Source organism: Parashewanella spongiae, from assembly GCF_004358345.1.
Lineage (GTDB): Bacteria > Pseudomonadota > Gammaproteobacteria > Enterobacterales > Shewanellaceae > Parashewanella > Parashewanella spongiae.
The window spans coordinates 2,142,143-2,163,127 of sequence record NZ_CP037952.1 but is presented as its reverse complement, the minus strand read 5'-3'; the positions used below and the strand labels follow the sequence as shown (position 1 = coordinate 2,163,127).

General features: G+C 39.9%; 18 protein-coding genes and 1 pseudogene. 11 read left to right on the top strand and 8 right to left on the bottom strand.

All coding sequences use genetic code 11. The features are described from left to right. Positions 1–58 precede the first annotated feature (58 nt). Positions 59–2,656, bottom strand: a complete 2,598-nt coding sequence (locus E2I05_RS08215; protein WP_121851710.1) for a VolA/Pla-1 family phospholipase — start codon at positions 2,654–2,656, stop codon at positions 59–61. Positions 2,657–2,917: 261 nt separating this feature from the next. On the opposite strand from E2I05_RS08215, the gene E2I05_RS08210 reads away from it, so the two are divergent. After that, complete coding sequence (locus tag E2I05_RS08210; protein ID WP_121851711.1) at positions 2,918–3,655, top strand: YciK family oxidoreductase; 738 nt, start codon at positions 2,918–2,920, stop codon at positions 3,653–3,655. 70 nt (positions 3,656–3,725) lie between these two features. On the opposite strand, the gene rluB is transcribed toward E2I05_RS08210, so the two are convergent. From rluB to rnm, 5 genes are all read right to left on the bottom strand, one after another. Then, the gene (rluB, locus tag E2I05_RS08205; protein ID WP_121851712.1) at positions 3,726–4,604 is read right to left on the bottom strand and encodes a 23S rRNA pseudouridine(2605) synthase RluB; all 879 of its coding nucleotides are present in this window, start codon (positions 4,602–4,604) and stop codon (positions 3,726–3,728) included. Continuing rightward, positions 4,597–5,190 (bottom strand): SMC-Scp complex subunit ScpB, encoded by a 594-nt coding sequence (gene scpB / locus E2I05_RS08200; protein WP_121851713.1) that lies wholly within the window; start codon positions 5,188–5,190, stop codon positions 4,597–4,599. The genes rluB and scpB overlap by 8 nt, the downstream gene beginning before the upstream one ends. Before the next feature lie 4 nt (positions 5,191–5,194). After that, entirely contained in the window at positions 5,195–5,983 is a 789-nt protein-coding gene (locus E2I05_RS08195) for a segregation and condensation protein A (protein ID WP_121851714.1), read from the bottom strand. 76 nt (positions 5,984–6,059) lie between these two features. Next, a complete protein-coding gene (locus E2I05_RS08190; protein ID WP_121851715.1) occupies positions 6,060–6,680 on the bottom strand; it encodes an L-threonylcarbamoyladenylate synthase in 621 nt (206 codons plus the stop codon). Then, a complete protein-coding gene (gene rnm / locus E2I05_RS08185; RefSeq protein WP_121851716.1) occupies positions 6,677–7,531 on the bottom strand; it encodes an RNase RNM in 855 nt (284 codons plus the stop codon). Before rnm ends, E2I05_RS08190 begins: the two co-directional genes overlap by 4 nt. Positions 7,532–8,833: 1,302 nt before the next feature. On the opposite strand from rnm, the gene E2I05_RS08180 reads away from it, so the two are divergent. The 7 genes from E2I05_RS08180 to E2I05_RS08150 all read left to right on the top strand — a co-directional run bounded on the left by E2I05_RS08180 (position 8,834) and on the right by E2I05_RS08150 (position 15,939). Further along, positions 8,834–10,396 carry an anthranilate synthase component 1 gene (locus tag E2I05_RS08180; RefSeq protein ID WP_121851717.1) on the top strand — a complete coding sequence of 521 codons (1,563 nt, stop codon included), beginning with the start codon at positions 8,834–8,836 and terminating at the stop codon, positions 10,394–10,396. Then, positions 10,393–10,983, top strand: a complete 591-nt coding sequence (locus E2I05_RS08175; protein WP_133309565.1) for an aminodeoxychorismate/anthranilate synthase component II — start codon at positions 10,393–10,395, stop codon at positions 10,981–10,983. The genes E2I05_RS08180 and E2I05_RS08175 overlap by 4 nt, the downstream gene beginning before the upstream one ends. Beyond that, on the top strand, positions 10,980–12,017 hold the full coding sequence (gene trpD / locus E2I05_RS08170) for an anthranilate phosphoribosyltransferase (protein WP_121851719.1): 1,038 nt from the start codon (positions 10,980–10,982) through the stop codon (positions 12,015–12,017). The genes E2I05_RS08175 and trpD overlap by 4 nt, the downstream gene beginning before the upstream one ends. Continuing rightward, on the top strand, positions 12,017–13,411 hold the full coding sequence (gene trpCF, locus E2I05_RS08165) for a bifunctional indole-3-glycerol-phosphate synthase TrpC/phosphoribosylanthranilate isomerase TrpF (RefSeq protein ID WP_121851720.1): 1,395 nt from the start codon (positions 12,017–12,019) through the stop codon (positions 13,409–13,411). The genes trpD and trpCF overlap by 1 nt, the downstream gene beginning before the upstream one ends. Before the next feature lie 14 nt (positions 13,412–13,425). Continuing rightward, positions 13,426–14,631: a tryptophan synthase subunit beta gene (gene trpB / locus E2I05_RS08160; RefSeq protein WP_121851721.1), complete on the top strand. Its 1,206-nt coding sequence runs from the start codon at positions 13,426–13,428 to the stop codon at positions 14,629–14,631. After that, positions 14,631–15,449, top strand: coding sequence for a tryptophan synthase subunit alpha (gene trpA / locus E2I05_RS08155; RefSeq protein ID WP_121851722.1), 819 nt, complete (start codon positions 14,631–14,633; stop codon positions 15,447–15,449). The genes trpB and trpA overlap by 1 nt, the downstream gene beginning before the upstream one ends. A 193-nt stretch (positions 15,450–15,642) precedes the next feature. After that, the gene (locus E2I05_RS08150; RefSeq protein WP_121851723.1) at positions 15,643–15,939 is read left to right on the top strand and encodes a hypothetical protein; all 297 of its coding nucleotides are present in this window, start codon (positions 15,643–15,645) and stop codon (positions 15,937–15,939) included. Here the strand turns inward: E2I05_RS08150 and E2I05_RS08145 are convergent. Then, positions 15,898–16,316, bottom strand: a pseudogene (locus E2I05_RS08145) (ISAzo13-like element transposase-related protein). The gene E2I05_RS08150 and the pseudogene E2I05_RS08145 overlap by 42 nt on opposite strands. 189 nt (positions 16,317–16,505) lie before the next feature. Between E2I05_RS08145 and E2I05_RS08135 the strand changes: the two are divergent. The 3 genes from E2I05_RS08135 to E2I05_RS08125 all read left to right on the top strand — a co-directional run bounded on the left by E2I05_RS08135 (position 16,506) and on the right by E2I05_RS08125 (position 18,534). Further along, the gene (locus E2I05_RS08135; RefSeq protein ID WP_121851726.1) at positions 16,506–16,859 is read left to right on the top strand and encodes a DUF2200 domain-containing protein; all 354 of its coding nucleotides are present in this window, start codon (positions 16,506–16,508) and stop codon (positions 16,857–16,859) included. Positions 16,860–17,137: 278 nt separating this feature from the next. Beyond that, entirely contained in the window at positions 17,138–18,148 is a 1,011-nt protein-coding gene (locus E2I05_RS08130) for a DUF3549 family protein (protein WP_121851727.1), read from the top strand. A 2-nt stretch (positions 18,149–18,150) separates the two neighbouring features. Then, the gene (locus E2I05_RS08125; protein WP_121851728.1) at positions 18,151–18,534 is read left to right on the top strand and encodes a DUF3301 domain-containing protein; all 384 of its coding nucleotides are present in this window, start codon (positions 18,151–18,153) and stop codon (positions 18,532–18,534) included. A 1,441-nt stretch (positions 18,535–19,975) separates the two neighbouring features. Here the strand turns inward: E2I05_RS08125 and E2I05_RS08120 are convergent. Further along, a complete protein-coding gene (locus tag E2I05_RS08120) occupies positions 19,976–20,602 on the bottom strand; it encodes a GNAT family N-acetyltransferase (protein WP_121851729.1) in 627 nt (208 codons plus the stop codon). Positions 20,603–20,985 lie beyond the last annotated feature (383 nt).

Sequence of the window (20,985 nt, the reverse complement as noted above, 5' to 3'; positions counted from 1 at the left end):
TATTTAGCAATAAAAAAACCCAGCAATTATTGCTGGGCTTTTATTATGTCTCTAAATTTTAATCAGAGCAGCCTTTAAGCAAAGGTGAGCTATTTTCATCAACAAATATTTGTGCATTTCCATCATGAGCAGACTCTGAAAATTTAAATACTTGTTGCTGCATCGCAAGCGTCACATCTAAAGTGTCTGCAGTAGGACTGATTAAAGAAGAATGATGGCCTTTAACAAACCGCACAGCTCCTGAGCCTTCTGTTGTAGTATCGACACAAGGTAATCCCAAGGCAGCAATAAATGGTTCAGTGCCGGATAAAGGGAATCCTGCTAAAGGTAACACTGTTCCAGACTGGTCAATTGACAACCCATTAAATCGGTTAGGTAAAACCTGATCAGGTAAATTGTTAGGTGAACCATCACCTACAATCTCAATAACATGAACAGGAAGCTCCGATGCTTTTAAAGCAGCGGCGTGACTAATCGGATCAATTTTATCAAGGACCGTTTGTACTGCAAATCCTAATTGTGGAACGAAACCTTGATAAACGGCATGTTGAATGGCTTCATATTCTGCACTGCTTGCTTCTGCACCATTGGTATTAGCCGTATTCACAAGTTGAATAAACTCTGGGCGAGTAATTATATTGTTATAGAGCAAATGCCCAAAGGTTGGTGAACTGGCAAAAGATCCCGCTAATCCTGAGCCTGGAGCCACTAAAGAAGCGCTCTTAATGTCATAAGGGTTTGGTAATACTTCATCGGTAAATGGATTGCGTAATCCACTTTTAGCGAGAACAGAAAAATCAGTTGTTACGATTGCACCCAAGCTTAGACCTAGTACCGTAGGGTTTTGAGGATTAATTGCATATTGTGCAAGCTGAGGATTTAGAGCAATATTTTGAGCAATAACCGGTAAGACAAGTCTTAACGCCAAATGATCAATGGTTGCTTGGCGGAAATTACTCGTAATTGAAAGTGGACTACTCACATTTACGAATGCTAAAGGCGTCCCCCTTGTAAAATCACCTTCAAGACCTAATGTCTCTGCAACATCAGCCTCTGTAGAACTCACCACATAATTCGAGCTCCCATCCCCAGAGAAAGAGCGTTTATTATGCAAAGGCATATCGATAGATATTGTCGCCACTTCCGACTTTTCATCATCAGATAACGCAAATAGTCCTGAAAAGGCTAAATTACTTTCCTTAGCTGCACCGAGTCCATGCATTGCAATAGCGACAGGAAAACCACCTGCAGGTGGTGTTTCACCTTCCGCTAATTTTGGAATTGTAATTTGAACATCTACTGTTTCATAAACCGGTGCACCATTTTCATCAAGTTGCAGTGCTGGTAATGGATTAAATCTAGTCAACTGCTTTTGAGTGTCAACAGAAGTTCCATCGGCTAATTTGAACTGTTTACCGACTAACAAAGCAGGGTTACTTAATGCTGCAACAGGATCTGAAATCCCTTGAGCAACGGCTTGAGCTCCATACTCAGCTTGAGTTAATTTGCCTGACTGAAGTGCTGACAATACGGCTATTGGACTGTCACCTTGGGCATGCCACATGCCATTAACGTCGGGAGCTGCACGAGTACCACATTTCTGTGATGAGCAGGCACTAAAAATCGGCAAACGTAACTTTGCAGTAAACACTAGTGCGCTCTCTAACAAACCTCTTTGAAGTGGATCTTCTATCCCTAAAACATCAGCAGCATTCTTAATACTTCCATCACCATTAAAAAGTGGTTTAACACTTCTAGGCATAACGAGAGGAGCATATGGTCCAAAGTCACCACCTTGTCCACCAGCGGCGACTGGTAATCCAGCTAAAAAGTCTTGCGCCATTTTAGCTTTAGTAACTTCTAAAACTTTGCCTATTGATTGTGTAGTGAACATTCCTGCATAGGTTATGGAGTCAGGGTCAACATCATGGGCAGCTTGTAAGCTATTTTCATAATTATTAACAACGCCTTGTAATTGTTTTTGCGCGTCACTACCGAGTGGTTGTGTTGCTAAATCCAACTTAAGTAAATTATAAGTGGCAGAAGCGGCAATCGATCGCCCTTCTGAGTCCATGATTTTATCCGTAGTTACGTAGAGGTAAGACTGTTCAGCTTTTAATGGCTTAATGGGTACGATTGCAATGCTGCTCCCAGACACCGCTGTGACAAAATCAACACCAAATTGCAATTCATCACCAAGTTTACACGCTGTTAATGATGGTGCACTTGTACATTCTGGATCTGATGATAATGGCCCACCTGTCGTAGCTTCAAATACTCTTACCGCGCCTGGTTGCTGTACGCTAGATTCTGTAATGCTTAATTCTATCGGTGTACCATCACGGTCAAATTTAGGCAAATCTACGTTTATTGAAATAGGTTGTGTGAGTGACCAACCATCAAGAGCGCCCAGTGCTATTTGTGGATTGGCAAAATCACCTGTTTCTTCCCCTGGAATGTTTAAGGTGCCATCTTGTGTTCCACTAAAAAGTAGATCATTTGGTAAAGGTAATTTTGCATTCGTTGGATCAAACACAAGATGTGACTGAGGGATGAGCGGAACTGTTGAATCATCAATTTTATCTACACTGTCACCACCACACGCGGTCAACCCCAAGGTGGATGCAATCACAGCACTCAATAAGAGCTTTTTCATTTTTTCTCCTCAAATCTGGTTGAAATAATTATTTTTCCCCAAAGGTTGGTCTCTATAGTAAATATTTGAGACCATATAGGACTATAAGTTGTCCTTAATTTGTGATTTACCGTAACCCAAAAATGTGATCCACGCTATAAGTTTGTTACATTCATCTAGCATATAATTGAAGGTTATTTAATCACACGTTTAAAACGCAACCAATGTTTTTTATATAGGTCAGAGTAGACGGGCATTCCCGTGATTTGGAGATAATTACTCATGTTAGAATTTCAAGCAGCATCCGATAGCTTAGCTGGACAGATTATCCTTGTTACAGGCGCTGGTGCAGGTATTGGTCGAGCGGCTGCTTTAAAGTATGCTGAATGTGGTGCCACGGTAATTTTATTAGGGAAAACAGTCAAAAAGCTCGAAGCTGTTTACGATGAAATAGAAACTGCGGGTTATGCTAAACCCGCAATTGTGCCTCTTGATCTAAAGGGTGCTACTGAACAAAATTACCGAGACATGGCTGATACCATCCAAGAGCAATTTGGCAAGCTCAATGGTTTATTACATAATGCCAGCCTTTTAGGGGCCTTAGGGCCATTTGAGCACATTGACATTTCTTCACTAGAAGACGTGCTTAAGGTGAACGTTACAGCCCAAGTCATGCTTACAAAAGCTCTACTTCCTCTGATGCGAAAATCAGATTCAGCATCAATAATTTTTACTTCCAGCGGTGCTGGCCGCAATGGCAGAGCCTATTGGGGGCCTTATGCCTTCTCTAAATTTGCGACAGAAGGCATGATGCAAGTCCTTGCCGATGAATGTGAAGGCACTAATATACGCGTTAATAGTATTAATCCAGGTGCAACACGCACAGGAATGAGAGCTCAAGCTTACCCAGGTGAAGACCCTATGACATTGAAAACACCAGAAGAGATCATGCCCTCTTATGCTTACTTAATGTGCAGTGATTCCAAAGACGTTAATGGAAAAGAGTTAAACGCTCAATAGTTAACTAACCCATTAAAAAAAGGAGCCATCGGCTCCTTTTTTTAAATAAAATTTAATACGCGATTAACAATTAACCTCTTTGACGAGCCGATTTGTTACGTGTTGTCGCTTTCGCTGTTTTCTGCTTTCTTACTTCACGGCGTATTTTTGCACTTTTGATTTTTGTGCGCGCAATACTATGTTTATCCGTGCCTATTATACTTCTTGTTTCAGGCTCCAGATCTGCCATTCTACGTAGATAGTTAACTTGCTCCATAGGTAGTTCAATCCAACCGCCTCTTGGTAAGCTTTTAGGCAAATCAATCATGCCATAACGAATACGGATCAAGCGGCTGACTTGAACTTCTTGTGATTCCCAAAGACGACGAACTTCTCGATTTCGCCCTTCTTTCAACGTCACGTGCCACCATTGGTTAATGCCTTCACCACCCGCTGGTTTCACTTTATCAAACTTAGCTGGTCCGTCTTCTAACATCACACCTGTCCTAAGCTTTTGAACGGATGCATCTTCGACCTGACCAAAAGTTCTTACGGCATATTCTCGCTCAACTTCATTAGATGGATGCATGAGCTTATTCGCTAATTCACCATCTGATGTAAACAGTAATAAACCTGAAGTATTGATGTCTAAACGCCCTACAGCAACCCAGCGACCATCTCGTACTCTTGGTAAACGATCAAAAACGGTTGGACGACCTTCTGGATCTTTACGACTGCAAATCTCACCTTCGGGCTTGTGATAGGCAAGTACTCGACAAATCACTTCGTCAGCTGACTTTATTGAAACTAGACGGCCATCAAGACGAACTTTGGCGTCAGATTCAACCCTATCTCCAATGGTTGCGATTTCTCCATCTATACTAACTCGACCTGCAGCAATCCATGCCTCCATCTCACGACGGGAGCCATGGCCTGCTCGGGCCAAGACTTTCTGCAATTTTTCACTCATTAGTAGACTCTTCTTTTATATCTGGAACCAATTCACTCACTGAAAACAATGCTTGTAATGATTCAGGATCAGACAGTTGAGGTAATTCAGATAAATTTCGCAATCCGAAATAATCTAAAAAATCATTGGTTGTTGAATACAGTGCTGGTCGACCAGGAACTTCTTTATGCCCAACAACCTTAATCCAGCTTCTGTCTGATAAGGTTTTAATTATATGGCTACTTACTGTAACGCCACGAACTTGTTCAACATCTCCACGTGTCACGGGTTGCTGATAGGCAATTACCGCTAAAGTTTCTAATGTCGCTCTTGAATATTTTGGTGCTTTCTCTTGCCACAGTGACTGCAACAATGGACTTAAAAACTCTGCCGTTTGGAACCGATATCCACCAGCTACTTGGACAAGTTGTACACCTCTTTCTTGATAATCTTGCTCTAACTCTGATATCACCGCTTTAATTCGATCTTTCGACACCGAAAAATTACTCAAAAATGAGTCTTTCATTTGTGTCATCGTTTGTGGTTTATCAAGTACAAATAAACTCGCTTCTATAAGCTGTTTGAGCTGAATATCATTAATTTGCATTAGATTAAAATGCCCTTACGTGTATCGTTGTCATCGGCTCTGCTTGAACCAGCTCAACTAACATCTCTTTGACTAACTCCATTAAAGCCAAAAAACTCACGACAGCGCCAGCTCGCCCCTCTTCAGCACTGAATAAAGCTTGAAACGGTGTGTAAGTCTCACTATTCAGTAATTCAAGGATCTGGATCATACGCTCACGCGTCGAAAGTGCTTCTTTCTTTACGTGATGATGTTGATAAGCTTCAACACGCTTCAATACATTCGAAAACGCTTGAGCTAAATCACTCAACGACACATCAGGAGCGAGTACTTTCACTTCAATATTTTTAGCTACCTTTACCGATGCAAGATGAAAATCCCGCTCTAATCTAGGTAACTCATCGATTTCTAATGAGGCATTTTTTATCGTCTCATAAGCTTTGAGTTGCCTGATTAATCGAGCTCTTGGATCTTCTTCATCGTGTTCATCAAACTCAGGTCTAGGAAGCAACAGCCTTGATTTAATCTCTGCCAATGTTGCCGCCATTACGAGATAATCCGCAGCCAACTCAATTCGAGCGTCAGTGAGTAGTTCAATGTACTCTAAATACTGGGAGGTTATTTGCTGGATAGGCAGGTCAACAACATCAAACTTTTGTTTACGTATCAAATAAAGTAGTAAGTCTAAAGGTCCTTCAAAGGCTTCTAAAAATACCTCAAGCGCTTCTGGAGGAATAAATAAATCCGCAGGCATTTCGCTAACTGATTTACCCCGAACAGTAGCTAAAGGCAAACTTTGCTGAGCAACCTGCATCCGAGTCCTTATCCATGAGAAGCGTTCAATATCAGTTATGCATTATATCGGGAACGGTCTCCGACTTAAAGCAACATTAGATGAATATACTTGTATCACCAGCACCTTCACGAACAACTTGTATCGTATCTTCCGACATATCAACTACGGTGGTCGGGTTTTCGCCTAAATAACCACCATGAATAATTAAATCCACTTGGTGTTCTAACATGTCCCTTATATTTTCGGGATCCGACTCTGCATAGTCTTCATTTGGCATCACTAGGCTTGTCGACATTAAAGGAGCATCAAGTTCTTCCAGCAAGGCCGCAGCGATAATATTACTTGGCACTCGTATCCCTATGGTCTTTTTCTTGGAAGTTTGCAGACGCTTTGGCACTTCTTTCGTAGCTTTAAAAATAAAGGTATACGGCCCCGGCGTACAAGATTTCAATAATCGATAAGCTTGATTATCAACTTTTGCATATGTTGCCAATTCTGATAAATCACGACACATCAATGAAAAATGGTGGTCATTTTCGATTTGCCTGATCCTCGTAATTCTCGTCATTGCATTCTTATCACCAATTAAACAACCAATGGCGTATCCTGAATCTGTTGGATATACAACAACCCCCCCCTGCTTCAAAATATGAACGGCTTGTACGATTAATCTTGATTGCGGGTTTTCTTCATGTACATAAAAAAATTGACTCATTTATTCCAGCCTTCTGAGTGCCAAATCCAATTAACTCCGGGTGGTTGAAACAATTTTTTACCTAAATCTAACCAGCCACCTGGAAAATGAAAATCGCTTCCTAGTGAAGCAAAAAGTTGATTCTGATTACTGAGCGCAATTAAATTAGAACGATCGCCAATGGACTGTTGTCCTTGAACCACCTCTATTGCATCTCCACCAGCTTCCTTGAACTCTCTTACAAGACGTTTTAACCACTTTGCAGAAAACTTATATCCACTTGGGTGTGCTAATACTGCCTGACCACCGACGTTATGGATAAGTGTGATCGCTGATTCCATATCTTGCCAATTATTGGGTACATAACCCGTTTTACCTCGTGACAAAAATTTTTTAAATACACTGGGCGTGTCTTTAGCATACCCATGATGAGCTAACCAACGAGCGTAATGGCCGCGACTCAATGCCGCATCACCCGCTAGTGCTTTAGCCCCTTCATACGCACTTTCGATACCAGCTTTTTCTAATCTTCGCCCAATTTCACGGGCACGAATGTCCCTTAATTCACGCTGCCTCTTTTGTAATTGGGCAAGTTCATCGGCTTCAATATCGACATTTAAACCTACAATATGAATATCGTGGTTATGCCAACAAGTAGATATTTCTATGCCATTTATCAATTCGATAGAGTTATCTTGTTGCCGATTAAAGTCATGCGCTTCACGCAAACCTGAAACTGTATCGTGATCGGTGATAGCAAGTACATCGACTTGATTGGTTATGGCTCTTCTGATTATTTCAGTAGGAGTAAGCTGGCCGTCAGATGCCGTGGTATGGCAATGTAAGTCAACTAATTTTGATTCATCATTCATTACGCTATTGTAACTGAAAATAATAGAAATAGCGTCTGAAAAAATATTTAGATCATTATTGCTCGAACACTATAATTTCGAAAGTTGAAGCATTTTCATTTGATAATGTCGGTTTCTTAATCCTTTTTTAGGCCGTCAACATTATTAATGGCAACAGCATAGACAAAAACTTAGTGAAGAACTTGCCTCTTGGTAGATTTATCTGATGAATAGCTAAATACCATGCAACCTATAAAATATACACTTTAAGTAATTTATACCAATTACAGTAATTAATCTCTCACTCAGCAAGAGATAAAGGTTTTCAGTACAAGGCGCATGTTCGAAATACTATCGAGATAATTCAAGAACGTGGAACACAGTAATGGAAACCTTTAGCCTTGCCCTTCGGGAGCTTGTATGCGCAAAAATTACTTCACAAAATTATCTCAACGTAGCAATGTAATAACGACAGTTTTGTATGTCGGTAATAACTATGGTTTCACCAATTTCGTTTGTACTTTGTGCGCATACATAGCTCTGAGTTGAGCATTTAATTACTGTAATAGATATTAGTTATCGTCAATTGTGCTTGACATTACCGACATTTTATAGTCTTCTATCACTCAAATTAATTGAGCAACCAAACTAATATTTATGCAAATTCAACTCGCTTCTCAAAACACCTGTTGGTGGTGGCACTTCCCAAACTAGCGGGTTGTGTGAAGCTGTGTGCTCAATAGATTAAGAGACACATTCAACAAAAAAGCCCGCAACTTGCGGGCTTTTTTGTTGCCTGAAAGAAAATTGCACTATTAAAATTGAAACTGCGGAAACAATAGAACGGTCTAAGGAAAGTTTCGGAAGAAAGTATACCGATAAGTTCTCGTCACTCCAGCGCAGGCTGGAAACGAAGTAACGACAGTTTTGTATGTCGGTAGTCTAGGGTCTGTTGATCTTTCGTGATTGTTTTTGCAGCGATAAATTGGTTATTTTATGCAAGGCAGAGTTTGTGAGGTTTGGTTATTCCAAATAAGAAAACGATAACGCAGCAGAAATGACCAATTTACGCTGTCTTCGATGCTTTTGAGCATTCACTGTTCTATGTTATGACCAGCTCACTTAGATGGCTAAGCATCACTGCTCACGCCTTGAACAGATAAATGCTCAAATAGCACAAAATTTAATTCTGAAAGATCAACAGACCCTAGTGCCTTTGCTTTTTTTATAAAAGTCACTGGATACCAGCCTTCGTTGGCATGACAAAGATTGGTACTCTTTAAATCGCTAGATCCCTAAGAAACATTAGAGAAAAACAGGCTCATGAATATGACAACTCAGGCTCAACTGACAACACAAAAATCGAGCATTCTTTATCAGGATGATCCTTTGAATCTTTACCAAAGGTTAACTCAAAATGCCAGCCACACTATGCTGCTCGAGTCAGCTGAAATTGAAAGTAAAGATCATTTAAAAAGCATTATTGTCACAGACAGCGCACTCATGATCCGCTGTGACCGCTTTAAATTGACATTCACGGCATTGAGTAATAATGGTCAAAAGTTATTGCCGACGATTGTTGATTTTTTCTCTGAAGCCATCATTAGTACAGCAAAAACTGAATTGGGTGCTGAGTTGGTAGTTACTCTTTCCCCTACCACAGAGCAACTTGATGAAGACGAAAGATTACTTGTCGCATCATCACTTGATGGGCTAAGAGCTTTAATTCAGCATTTTAATCGCACAAAAATAAACGCTGAGCCTATATTTCTCGGAGGTGTACTGTCTTATGATTTAATTGACACAGTCGAACCACTTCAACAGGTACCAAATGCTGACAATGACTGCCCTGATTATTTATTTTATGTCGCTGAAACCTTAATAGAAGTAGATCACACCACTCAACAGTCGTGTATTATTAGCTATTCATTTTCGAACGACACCACTATCACTGAGCAACTGGCTGAAAGAGTGGCGCAATTAACTTATCAAGCAAAAAAGCTTCAAACTCAGATCCATTCGTCAACAATTGAAAACGAAGTCAGTACAAATATTTCAGACACAGAATTCAAAAATAATGTGAACTCGCTAAAACAACACATTATCGCTGGTGATATATTTCAAATAGTTCCGTCACGTAGTTTCAGTTTACCGTGTCCGAACACTCTAGGTGCTTATCAAGCATTAAAGCAAACGAACCCAAGTCCCTATATGTTCTATTTTAATGGGCCTGATTTCACTTTATTTGGTGCCTCCCCTGAAAGTGCTTTGAAATACGACGCCCAAACAAATCAAGTTGAAATTTATCCGATAGCTGGCACTCGTAAGCGTGGAAAAAGGGAAGATGGTCAAATTGATTTCGATTTAGATGGCCGAATTGAATTGGAGCTTAGACTTGATCAAAAAGAATTATCAGAACACCTTATGTTGGTAGATTTAGCACGAAATGATGTAGCCCGAATTAGTCAAAGCGGTACCCGCAAGGTAGCTGAATTATTAAAAGTCGATCGCTATTCACACGTGATGCACCTTGTCAGTCGAGTTACAGGCCAGTTACGTGAATCACTCGATGCATTGCACGCTTATCAAGCCTGTATGAACATGGGAACCCTAACAGGCGCACCTAAAGTCCGTGCGTCTCAGTTAATCAGAGAAGTTGAAGGCCAACGTCGCGGCAGTTATGGAGGTGCAGTAGGTTACATTAACTCTAATGGTGACATGGATACTTGCATTGTAATTCGTTCAGCTTACGTTAAAAATGGCGTTGCGCATATTCAAGCTGGTGCAGGTGTTGTCTATGATTCTGATCCACAAGCTGAAGCAGACGAAACACGGCAAAAAGCTCAAGCAGTTATTTCAGCGATAAAAATCGGAGGTGGACTATGAAACTTTACCTATTAGATAATTTTGACTCATTTACTTATAACCTAGTCGACCAATTTCGAAGCTTAAATTTTGATGTCGTTATTTACCGCAATAACATTGCTCCTGACTTTATTGCCACTAAATTACTTTCAGAAGATGATGCGGCCTTAGTATTGTCCCCCGGCCCAGGCGCACCAAATCAAGCAGGGTGTATGATGGATTTATTATCAAAAGTCGCAGGTAAAGTCCCTATCTTAGGGATTTGCTTAGGCCACCAAGCATTAGTCGAACACTATGGCGGTAAAGTAGAACGCGCTCCAGCTGTCGTTCACGGTAAAGCCAGCCAAATTACGCATACTCAACACGCTGTATTTGGTGACTTACCCTCGCCTTTGCCCGTTGGTCGTTATCACAGTTTAGTTGCCACTGTAGTGCCTGAGTCTTTAGAAGTTATTGCATTTACCGAATCTTTACCTATGGCCATTGCACATAAACAACACAAGTCGGTCGGATTTCAATTTCATCCAGAATCTATTCTCACCACTCTAGGCAGTGATCTATTAACTCAATCAATTAATTTTTTGACTAAGGAATTGTCAGCCTCATGAATACCGAAATTCAATCATTATTCGAAAAAGTCTATCAAGGAAACTCGCTGACTCGTCACGAAAGTGCTGAAGTGTTTTCAGCCATTATTAAAGGCGACATTGATGATATAAGCTTGGCTGGATTACTCACAGCTTTGAAAGTGAAAGGCGAAACGGTTGAAGAAATTTGCGGTGCTGCAGATGCTTCTATTGCGACTGCTAAGCCCTTCCCGTATGAAGCCTCGGAAGAGTTGGTTGATTTAGTTGGAACTGGCGGTGACGGCTATAACACAATTAACATATCAACCACTGCAGCTTTCGTTGCCGCTGCTGCTGGTGCCAAAGTAGCTAAGCATGGTAGTAGAAGTGTTTCCAGTAAATCAGGTTCATCGGATCTACTTTCTCACTTAGGTATCGACATTACTATGTCACCAGAGTCAGCCAGTAAAAGCCTAAAGGATAATCACATTTGTTTTCTTTTTGCGCCACATTACCACGGTGGATTCAAACACGCAGTTCCAGTAAGGCAAGCACTTAAAACCCGAACCATATTTAATATTTTAGGGCCGCTTATTAACCCTTCTCGACCTGACTATATGTTGCTGGGCGTGTATTCACCTGAACTTATCGACCCTATTGCTACAGTACTTAATTCTATGGGCGTAAAAAGGGCAATGGTCGTACACGGAAGTGGGCTTGATGAAGTCGCCGTTCACGGGATCACTCAGGTAACTGAAATCAATAATGGTGAATTCAACCGTTATCAATTAACGCCCAAAGATTTTGGCATAACTACCGCCTATTCGATTGATGAATTGACTGGGAGAACACCTGAAGACAACGCCGCGATAACTTCAGCCATTTTGCAAGGAAAAGGCCAATCATCACATACACACGCTGTTGCCGTAAACGCTGCGTGTGCTTTATATATCAGTGGAAAAGCCGACAATATTCAGCAAGCCATGCAACTCACGTTAGACACTATTAATTCTGGTACACCTTTCCAAAAACTAACCCAACTTGCTTCGGCTAGCTGTGGTGGGGATTCTAAGTAATGAGTAACATTTTAACACGCATTGTTTCCACTAAAGCTGAACACATTGCCCAGCTAAAATTGCAATATCCTGAAACAAAGTTATCACCCAAAGTATCAACTCGCAGCCTTTTTGAAGAACTCAGCTCACCGAATACGAGTTTCATTTTAGAATGCAAAAAAGCTAGCCCTTCTAAAGGGTTGATCCGTGAAAATTTCGATTTAGGCTTTATCACTAGTGTATATCGCAAGTATGCAGGAGCCGTTTCAGTATTAACCGACGAGCAATTTTTTCAAGGCAGTTTTTCATACTTAGCCCAAGTGAGACAAATGGTCGATCAACCAGTTATCTGTAAAGACTTTTTTGTTGATGAATACCAAATTAAGCTTGCTGCACATCATGGTGCTGACGCAATATTATTGATGCTATCGGTTTTAGATGACGCTCAGTACACATCATTATCCTCCATAGCAAATCAGTTCAAGTTGGATATTTTGACTGAGGTTTCTAATCAAGAAGAACTTGAACGCGCCGTTAAATTGGATGCCAAAATTATCGGTATTAACAACCGTAATTTACGTGACCTCAGCACTAATTTAGCGACCACTGAAGCCCTCGCGCCTAATATCCCTGAAGATCGCGTTATTATTAGCGAGTCGGGAATCTATACTCCGGATCAGGTCAAACGTCTTTCACCTTTAGTTAATGGCTTTTTAGTGGGCAGCTCCTTGATGGCTGAAGAAGATCTTGATTTAGCTTGTCGCACTTTGATTTTCGGCCACAATAAAGTTTGCGGAATAACAAGAATTGAAGACAGCTCAGCCATAGCGAATGCTGGAGCAAGTTATGCAGGTTTAATTTTTGCCGAAAAATCACCTCGCTGTATTTCATTTAAACACGCTCAAGCGATTACAGAGCACCATCAAAAAAGTCATTTAGGTCTTCGATTCGTGGGTGTATTTGTAAACCAATCTCACAATGTAATAATTAAAGCCGCGCAAACACTTTCCTTATATGCCGTGCAATTACATGGTTGTGAGGAACAAACTTACATCGACGAACTTCGCGCACTTTTTGACAAAAACAGCATCAACACAAAAATATGGAAAGCGATATCCGTTGACACGGCCAACAATGAAATTAAACAAGTTACCAGCCCATCTATCAGTCAAAAGTTATATGACAGCAAATCAGACTCACAATTTGGTGGAAGTGGTGAAACATTCGACTGGAACACTGTCATTGATGACAAACAATTATCATGGTTAGCCGGTGGTTTAAATTCAGAAAATGCAATAAGCGCCATGCAACAAGGGTTCTTTGGGTTAGATTTTAACTCCGGTTTAGAATCAGCACCCGGAATAAAAGATAAACAAAAGATTGAACAAGCCTTTCGTGCCCTCAGACAATATTAAGTTAGGATACAACAATGACCCAGTTTAAATTAAATCCATTTTTCGGAGAGTTTGGCGGCGCATATACACCTCAAACTCTAATGCCAGCTTTACGGAAACTTGAGCAAGCATTTATTGATGCCAGTAATGACCCTGAGTTCCAGAAAGAATTTACGGAATTACTTAAAAATTACGCTGGTCGACCGACAGCGCTTACGCTGACTAAGAACTTCAGTCCAAACCCGCTTGTTAAAATTTATCTAAAACGTGAGGATTTGCTTCATGGTGGAGCCCATAAAACAAACCAAGTGCTAGGCCAAGCGTTGTTGGCAAAGCGAATGGGGATAAATGAAATCATCGCAGAAACGGGCGCGGGTCAACATGGCGTTGCTACCGCTTTAGCTTGCGCACTTTTAAATATGAAATGCCGCGTTTACATGGGCGCAAAAGACATTGAGCGTCAATCTCCAAACGTATTTCGCATGCGTTTAATGGGGGCTGAAGTTATTTCTGTGACTTCAGGCTCAGCAACATTAAAAGATGCCTGTAATGAAGCCATGCGAGATTACACAGGCAATTATGAAACAGCACATTATTTATTGGGTACAGCAGCAGGCCCACACCCTTATCCAACGATTGTCCGTGAATTCCAGAAAATGATCGGTGAAGAAACGAAACATCAAATTCAACAACGTGAAGGCCGTTTACCAGATGCTGTAGTAGCATGTATTGGTGGAGGCTCAAATGCAATCGGTATGTTCGCTGATTTTATTGATGAAACAAGCGTCCAACTTATTGGGGTTGAGCCCGCAGGGAAAGGCATTGATACCCACCAGCACGGTGCCCCATTAACTGAAGGCCGTAACGGTATTTTTTTTGGCATGAAATCACCGTTGATGCAAGATGAGCATGGCCAAATTGAAGAATCTTACTCAATTTCTGCAGGGTTAGATTTTCCATCAATAGGCCCTCAACATGCGCATTTACATGCAACAGGTCGTGGTACCTATGTTTCAGCCACTGATGACGAAGCATTAGAAGCCTTCCAAGTACTAGCACGTAGCGAAGGCATCATTCCGGCTCTGGAATCTGCTCATGCTCTTGCACATGCTTATAAAATTGCAAAAAATGCCGATAAAGAAATGCTGTTAGTCGTTAATTTATCCGGCCGTGGAGACAAAGATATTTTCGCAGTTTCTGACATCTTATCTAAAAAAATGAATGAAATGGAGCAAAAGTAATGACTGCATCAAACCGATATCAACATTCATTTGCTCAACTCGAAGCAAAAAATCAAGCTGCTTTTGTTCCCTTTGTTACCATTGGTGATCCAAATCTAAAGCTCTCTCAAAAAATAATCGAAACACTGATTGAAAACGGTGCCGATGCTTTGGAGTTAGGCATCCCCTTCTCTGATCCATTAGCTGACGGCCCTGTTATCCAACAGGCCAACATTCGTGCACTAAATTCCCACGTTACTCCGGACTCATGCTTTGAACTGATCACGCAAATACGCACTAAGTATCCCGATATACCCATTGGACTATTGTTATATGCAAACTTAGTGTATTCCAATGGCATCGATAACTTTTACTCAAAAGCCCAAAAAGCTGGTGTTGATTCTGTATTAATCGCAGACGTGCCCGTAGAAGCATCAGCAGAATTTAGAGAAAGTGCAAAAGCTCATGATATTGCTCCAATATTTATTGCACCACCTAATGGTGATGAAGAAACACTGTCCAAAGTGAGTCAATATAGCGAAGGATATACTTATTTGCTGTCTCGCGCAGGCGTAACAGGAACCGATAACAAAGCCAGTATGCCTTTAGAGAATATCTTAACAAGTTTAAATCAACATGATGCACCACCTCCAATCCTTGGTTTTGGTATATCTCAACCAGAGCAAGTACGAGAAGCGATAAAGTCTGGTGCTGCTGGAGCAATATCAGGATCAGCCACAGTGAAAATCATAAGCGCTAATCTATCAAAACCTGATATTATGTTAAATAAATTAGCCAAGTTCACCCAACAAATGAAAGCCGCAACCATCAAAGATTAGAGCGTCATTGATAACAATATCTGATCCAAGCTTCTCAATGCTCGCTGAGAAGCTTGCTACCCGGCTGATAAATAATGATTTTTATAACATTTTGGAACCCATCAGATACGGGTAACAAATAAATGAGAAAATCTGAGGAGAAAAACGTTATTTATTGAGATAATAAGCCGACTAAAACTATTCTCAAAATAAAATGCCGATACTCGACCGAACACCGCTTAACTCCTCAGACAAATTCGATCTTCTCTTAAAAACTATCGCTTGCCAAGTGCATGGTGCAGTTTCTTCTCTTTCTGATGAATTTAATGTTTCTCGTAAAGCCGTTTACTCCGCTAAATATGCGGCTCAATCGGCACTAAAGTGCCTTGTTACTACCAATGACGAATCTGATGTCATTACATCTGTAAATGTTGACGTACCACATCTTCGCCGTTCTATTGTGGCTTTATCAATCACAGCACCTAACTCTATTCGAGCAATTATTTTTTAGGTCGTAGATGCCGTGAGGTATGAGTTTACCATGACCATTACTAGGAAAATCATGATCATTAACGGTTGCCGGCTCTGCGGAATCTGTGACTCCATCACGAAAGTAATTACCTAATTGTTCTTTCTTTTTTGTATCGATACTCAGGACGGGTTTCCCCTTATCAAGATAGTCTTGTTTCAGTTGAGCCAGTTTTTCAAACTGAGCGTTACGATCGACATGTTGTTTCATCGTTTTGGCTTTCTGAGCCTTACGACGGTGAAAACCCTGCTGACGCAATAATCTTGAAACGAGGTTTTACTGGCGGGTATTCCGTTGGCGTATAGCTTGCGAGATATTTGTCGACGTGACAGGTTTGTCCACCTTAAATCTTGGCGCATAGGATCACCAGCGGTATGGTTTTTTAGAATTGCCTGCAAATTATCATCTAAATCGGGAAAAGTTTGTGTCAGCTTTTTTCTACAGATCTGTCGCCAAATTTTAAGACAATAGTTTAGATGAAAGATCTGCTTAAAAGATTGTCATAAATTATACAGTTGGGGGCATTAGCACTCTCATGAGGTGAAGAGATGTCTGATCACAAAGCTTTTTCATTTGTATTCTCAAAAATATATTCTCTCTACGTTCAAAAGGCTGAGAAAAATAGCAGAACTGAAGCGGAAGTCATCCAAATTATTTGTTGGCTCACAGGTTATAATTCAAATGGTCTGACTAATCAGATTGAAAGTGAAAATTACTTAGCGACTTTCTTTGCTGAGGCTCCAACAATTAATTCCAACGTATCTCTCATAAAAGGGGTTGTATGTGAGGTTCATGTTGAAGATATCGAAGAACCACTGATGCGTAAAATTCGATATCTCGATAAATTGATTGATGAACTTGCCAAGGGAAAATCTATGGAAAAGATTTTGCGGTCGTTGTAGTCGCGTTGAAAGTTAAACAAGTCAATCAAGTAGGACTATATACAGCAGGCAGTTCTCCACCATTTTTAGTCCTTATTGAAACACTAGAGATCCCCTCATAATTTCGTTCTGCCATTGATAGTTGCAAGTTTGACGCATTCGTACAATATCCAGAATAAAGCAACAAAATAAATACTGAATGAAATTTGTCATCAGCACTACATCTAAACAGAACTTAGAGTTTAACCCAGCAAATGATACAATGTATCCAAATATGCAGCTAAACAACAGTATTACGTATGACCGAAATCAACACTCTGACTCAGTTTCTCACCACTGCTCAAACTCAATTTCAAATCTATGATTTAGGCCGTAAAGTTCAACACATAGATATGATGACTTTTTCAAAAATTGAATCGTTAGAGTCACCTTATCCTTTTCCAATTCAAGGCCATGCTCAGTTTGCAATTGTTTTTTGGAATCAAGAAAAACAGCCTTACATCTGGTTTGTTAAATTAGCTTTAGATGAACAAGGTTTGTTATTGCCTTCTGCTCGTTCCCAGTTCATTCAAATGATTTTAGAAGCATTAGGCCGTGATCCTACTCAGCATTTGAGTGAACAACAGCAACAAGCACTAGCAAACAATCCATTTAGTTTTAAACCAACCCAAGAAAAATTAGCTGTGTTCAACGCGCTAGTAAGAAAACAGCTCAATTTACCTGCATCTTCCCAATATGAAACTGCCGTTCAATATCTTTCTGGCCAAATAGCGAAAGAAAACTGGCAAGATGTCGGTCTTCAAGGTATCGCTGATATTTGTATTCGTTATAATCAATTAAATCACGAGAACTACTTAATGTCTGGTCTTGAAACTGCAGCTCTTGAAGTTAAAATCGCTTTATGCCAATGCTTAGAGAATATTTCTATTTCTGAAAAGTTAGCTGATAGACTTTTAACTCAATTTTATTCTGCTGATAATGAATATCAATTGTATTTTTTTCGAGCGTTATCAAGTCACTTTGCTTCAAGTTCCGAAGCATTCATATCTCTTAGCCAGCAAAATAAATTGAGTGATAGTGCGTTAATCACAATTGCAGCTAGAAACTGGAGCTTATTAAGAGATGATGAATTAAGAACCATTTTTTTAGAGGCTCTGGCACATCAATCACAACACTTTTTTAATCAAGTATTTGCTGATATTGTAGCTATACCCAGCTTAAGACATAAGGTTCTTGCTGAATTAAGAAACCCTGATCGCAGCAATCAATTATCACAAGCCATTGGCGGTTTGTTTAAGGCAACATCGTAACTATGACTGATTTACTATTAATTCTTGGTATATTTCTTATTTCTGCTTTTTTTTGGCAATTACGACAAATGGCTGAAACAAGTCGTAAGTTCGCTGAAAGAGAAGCATCAAGACAACGTGTTCAACTGTTATCTGTTGCAATGGCTTCAGCACACCCATCAATTGGGGGAGCTACAGGCTTGTGTTGGAAAGCTAAGTTTGTAATGGAATTTAGTACAGATGGAATCAATCAGCTCAGATCAGATTTTATTATGCACCATAATCGAATACATAGTATCAACTGGCCTGTATTTCCGGAGCCTGAATGGGAGCATGCTCCTGAGCCTAAAGGGAAGATTGGTGGATGCTGTGGCAGCAAAACAAGTTGCAGTAGTCGCAAGAGTTAGTCTTTTACATTGATTTTTTATCGATTATGTAAATAATCTATGCTTTAACTGTTAAAGATATTAAAAAGAAAGGGCGGGATCTTTCGATCTCGCCCTTCTGGTTCTCTGTTAAGCTTTCCTGCTATAACTATGCTCCCTGCACCTTCCTTGCGTCTAATGTGCTTCCTGCATCATCCGTGACCAATCCTTGAATCCTTGTACTTACGTACTTTCCCTTTTCTTGGTTATTCCTTGACCAAGCGTGCTCCATCCTGAGCGTGTCCTATTTCATCCTTGCAAACTCATCCTTGACAATACGTCCATGACAATCCTGAATCGACACGTCCTGTATCTAATCTTCCATGCCCTCAGTATCCCTACTGAGTCAACGTCCGTACTGTTACAACATCCGTTGTATTACTTTCCTTATACCTTTGATGATTTATCCTAAATCAACAAATTCCTCGGTATTATCCTAAGAGCAGCTATCCATTTGCTCTGATACTCATCCTGAGCTTCCAGTGCTTTGATTGCCTTTCCTATGAAACATATAATAGTTCAAATTTAAGATAAAAAAAGGTTACAAAATAAATTGTAACAGGGTAGTAAAATTCAATTATCCTTTTTTAACAAAATAACAATGTTAATTAACTGTTATTTATAGCTTTTTAATTTAGAGTTAATATTCTTAGACTATTAATGCATGCGACCTAAATATTTGTCTTACAATCATGTGAGATATATCTCACACGCTCCAGGGTGAAAATGGAAATATTGTTTTGATATTTATTTTGCTGTTCTATTATCCAGAGCAATATTCCTGCAGATTAAGAACAACCAATATAACAGAGCAACCGCACGAGTGAGTGATATATAAACAACTTCACGTGGTAATTTCGTCACTCCCACGAAAGCGGTAATCTAGAGACTTATACTTGAATACCCAAAGTCATGGGAATGACGGGCTATAAAGTCTACCGTTTTACTCGAAAAACATTCATGCGTTTACCCTGTTCAATATGAGGTTAACTAAAAATTGCATTTTATTTTAAGTGACTTAGAGTCATTGAAAATCTATTTAGAATGAGTTATATCAACTACAGTAATTAAATTCCCAGCTCAGAGCTATGTATGTGTTCAAAGTACAAGTGAAATTAATGAAGACATAGTTATTACCGACATACAAAACTGTCGTTATTACATTGCTACGTTGAGACAGTTTTGCGTAGTAATTTGGACACATACAAGCTCCCGAAGGGCAAGGCTAAAGGATTCTATTACTAGGTTACAAGTTTTTGAATTATCCCGACAAAAGCACGAAGTGCGTTGAACGCCAGCTTTGTATGGCGGCCGTTAGGGTATATAGTACTTCAAACTTGCGCCTTGTACTGAAATCCTTTAGCTCTTGCTGAGTGGGAGGTTAATTACTCTAATTGGTATTACTTTCTGAAAAAAGCTAATATTAACAATTAACAAATAATAAATGCCCTTTTATATTGGAGATTTGCACTTCAGTTAACGGTTTAAAACCCACCTTTAAAAAAAGATCATAATGATCTTGTTGATTTACAAATACCCCAATGCCTTTAATGCTAGGGTTTTCTTCACCCCAGCTTAATGCAGCATTCGCAAGGATTATTCCGTACCCTTTACTTTGCTCTATTGGAGAAATAGCAATAAATTGAATTACCCCACAATTATTATTGGGTAAATGATCTTGTATACATGATTCTTTTTCCATAATGCTTTGGGTGGATTTCCAACCTGTTCCCAAAACCATTTTTAGTCGCCAATTCCAGTACCGGTCTTCGCCTACTGGTAACTCTTGAGTCATTACGCAAGCAACTCCAACCATTCGGCTTTCATCGAATAGACCAATTAATGCCTGCTCTTGTTGCCAAAGACTATTTAACTCTTCCCTAATTGCAGAGCGTAACTTTTTTGAATAAGTTAATTTATTCTCTGCACCTAAGGCCTCAGTAAAGAATGGGTCATCATAGTAAGAGTTATAGATTATTGAGGATGCCACGCGAAGATCTTCGGCTGTTAGATATACAGCCCTTGCATTATTAATTTCCGCATTTACCATTTAATCGTCCCAGTTCCAAAGCCACACTTAAATGTACCAAGGTAAAAAAAAAGTGCAAATAACAAAGTATTTGCACTCTCGATTCATTTTAAACTGAAGATTATACCAATTACAGTAATTAATCTCTCACTCAGCAAGAGCTAAAGGGTTTCAGTGCAAGGCACAAGCTCGAAGTACTATATTCCCTACGGCCGCCATACAAAACTGGCGTTCAACGCACTTAGTGCTTTTGTCGGGATAATTCAAGTGCTTGTAACGCAGTAATGGAACCCTTTAGCCTTGCCCTTAGGGAGCTTGTATGTGCTCAAATTACTTCTCAAAATTGTCTTGAAGTAACAATGTAATAACGACAGTTTTGTATGTCGGTAACAACTATGTCTTCA

What these genes read in the sequence shown, in the direction of transcription:
- E2I05_RS08190 (WP_121851715.1), bottom strand. Translation starts at nt 6,680, where the DNA reads ATGAGTCAATTTTTTTATGTACATGAAGAAAACCCGCAATCAAGATTA.
- E2I05_RS08215 (WP_121851710.1), bottom strand. Translation starts at nt 2,656, where the DNA reads ATGAAAAAGCTCTTATTGAGTGCTGTGATTGCATCCACCTTGGGGTTG.
- trpA (WP_121851722.1), top strand. Translation starts at nt 14,631, where the DNA reads ATGACTGCATCAAACCGATATCAACATTCATTTGCTCAACTCGAAGCA.
- E2I05_RS08125 (WP_121851728.1), top strand. Translation starts at nt 18,151, where the DNA reads ATGACTGATTTACTATTAATTCTTGGTATATTTCTTATTTCTGCTTTT.
- rnm (WP_121851716.1), bottom strand. Translation starts at nt 7,531, where the DNA reads ATGAATGATGAATCAAAATTAGTTGACTTACATTGCCATACCACGGCA.
- E2I05_RS08195 (WP_121851714.1), bottom strand. Translation starts at nt 5,983, where the DNA reads ATGCAGGTTGCTCAGCAAAGTTTGCCTTTAGCTACTGTTCGGGGTAAA.
- rluB (WP_121851712.1), bottom strand. Translation starts at nt 4,604, where the DNA reads ATGAGTGAAAAATTGCAGAAAGTCTTGGCCCGAGCAGGCCATGGCTCC.
- scpB (WP_121851713.1), bottom strand. Translation starts at nt 5,190, where the DNA reads ATGCAAATTAATGATATTCAGCTCAAACAGCTTATAGAAGCGAGTTTA.
- E2I05_RS08210 (WP_121851711.1), top strand. Translation starts at nt 2,918, where the DNA reads ATGTTAGAATTTCAAGCAGCATCCGATAGCTTAGCTGGACAGATTATC.
- E2I05_RS08180 (WP_121851717.1), top strand. Translation starts at nt 8,834, where the DNA reads ATGAATATGACAACTCAGGCTCAACTGACAACACAAAAATCGAGCATT.
- trpD (WP_121851719.1), top strand. Translation starts at nt 10,980, where the DNA reads ATGAATACCGAAATTCAATCATTATTCGAAAAAGTCTATCAAGGAAAC.
- trpCF (WP_121851720.1), top strand. Translation starts at nt 12,017, where the DNA reads ATGAGTAACATTTTAACACGCATTGTTTCCACTAAAGCTGAACACATT.
- E2I05_RS08150 (WP_121851723.1), top strand. Translation starts at nt 15,643, where the DNA reads ATGCCGATACTCGACCGAACACCGCTTAACTCCTCAGACAAATTCGAT.
- E2I05_RS08135 (WP_121851726.1), top strand. Translation starts at nt 16,506, where the DNA reads ATGTCTGATCACAAAGCTTTTTCATTTGTATTCTCAAAAATATATTCT.
- E2I05_RS08120 (WP_121851729.1), bottom strand. Translation starts at nt 20,602, where the DNA reads ATGGTAAATGCGGAAATTAATAATGCAAGGGCTGTATATCTAACAGCC.
- E2I05_RS08130 (WP_121851727.1), top strand. Translation starts at nt 17,138, where the DNA reads ATGACCGAAATCAACACTCTGACTCAGTTTCTCACCACTGCTCAAACT.
- E2I05_RS08175 (WP_133309565.1), top strand. Translation starts at nt 10,393, where the DNA reads ATGAAACTTTACCTATTAGATAATTTTGACTCATTTACTTATAACCTA.
- trpB (WP_121851721.1), top strand. Translation starts at nt 13,426, where the DNA reads ATGACCCAGTTTAAATTAAATCCATTTTTCGGAGAGTTTGGCGGCGCA.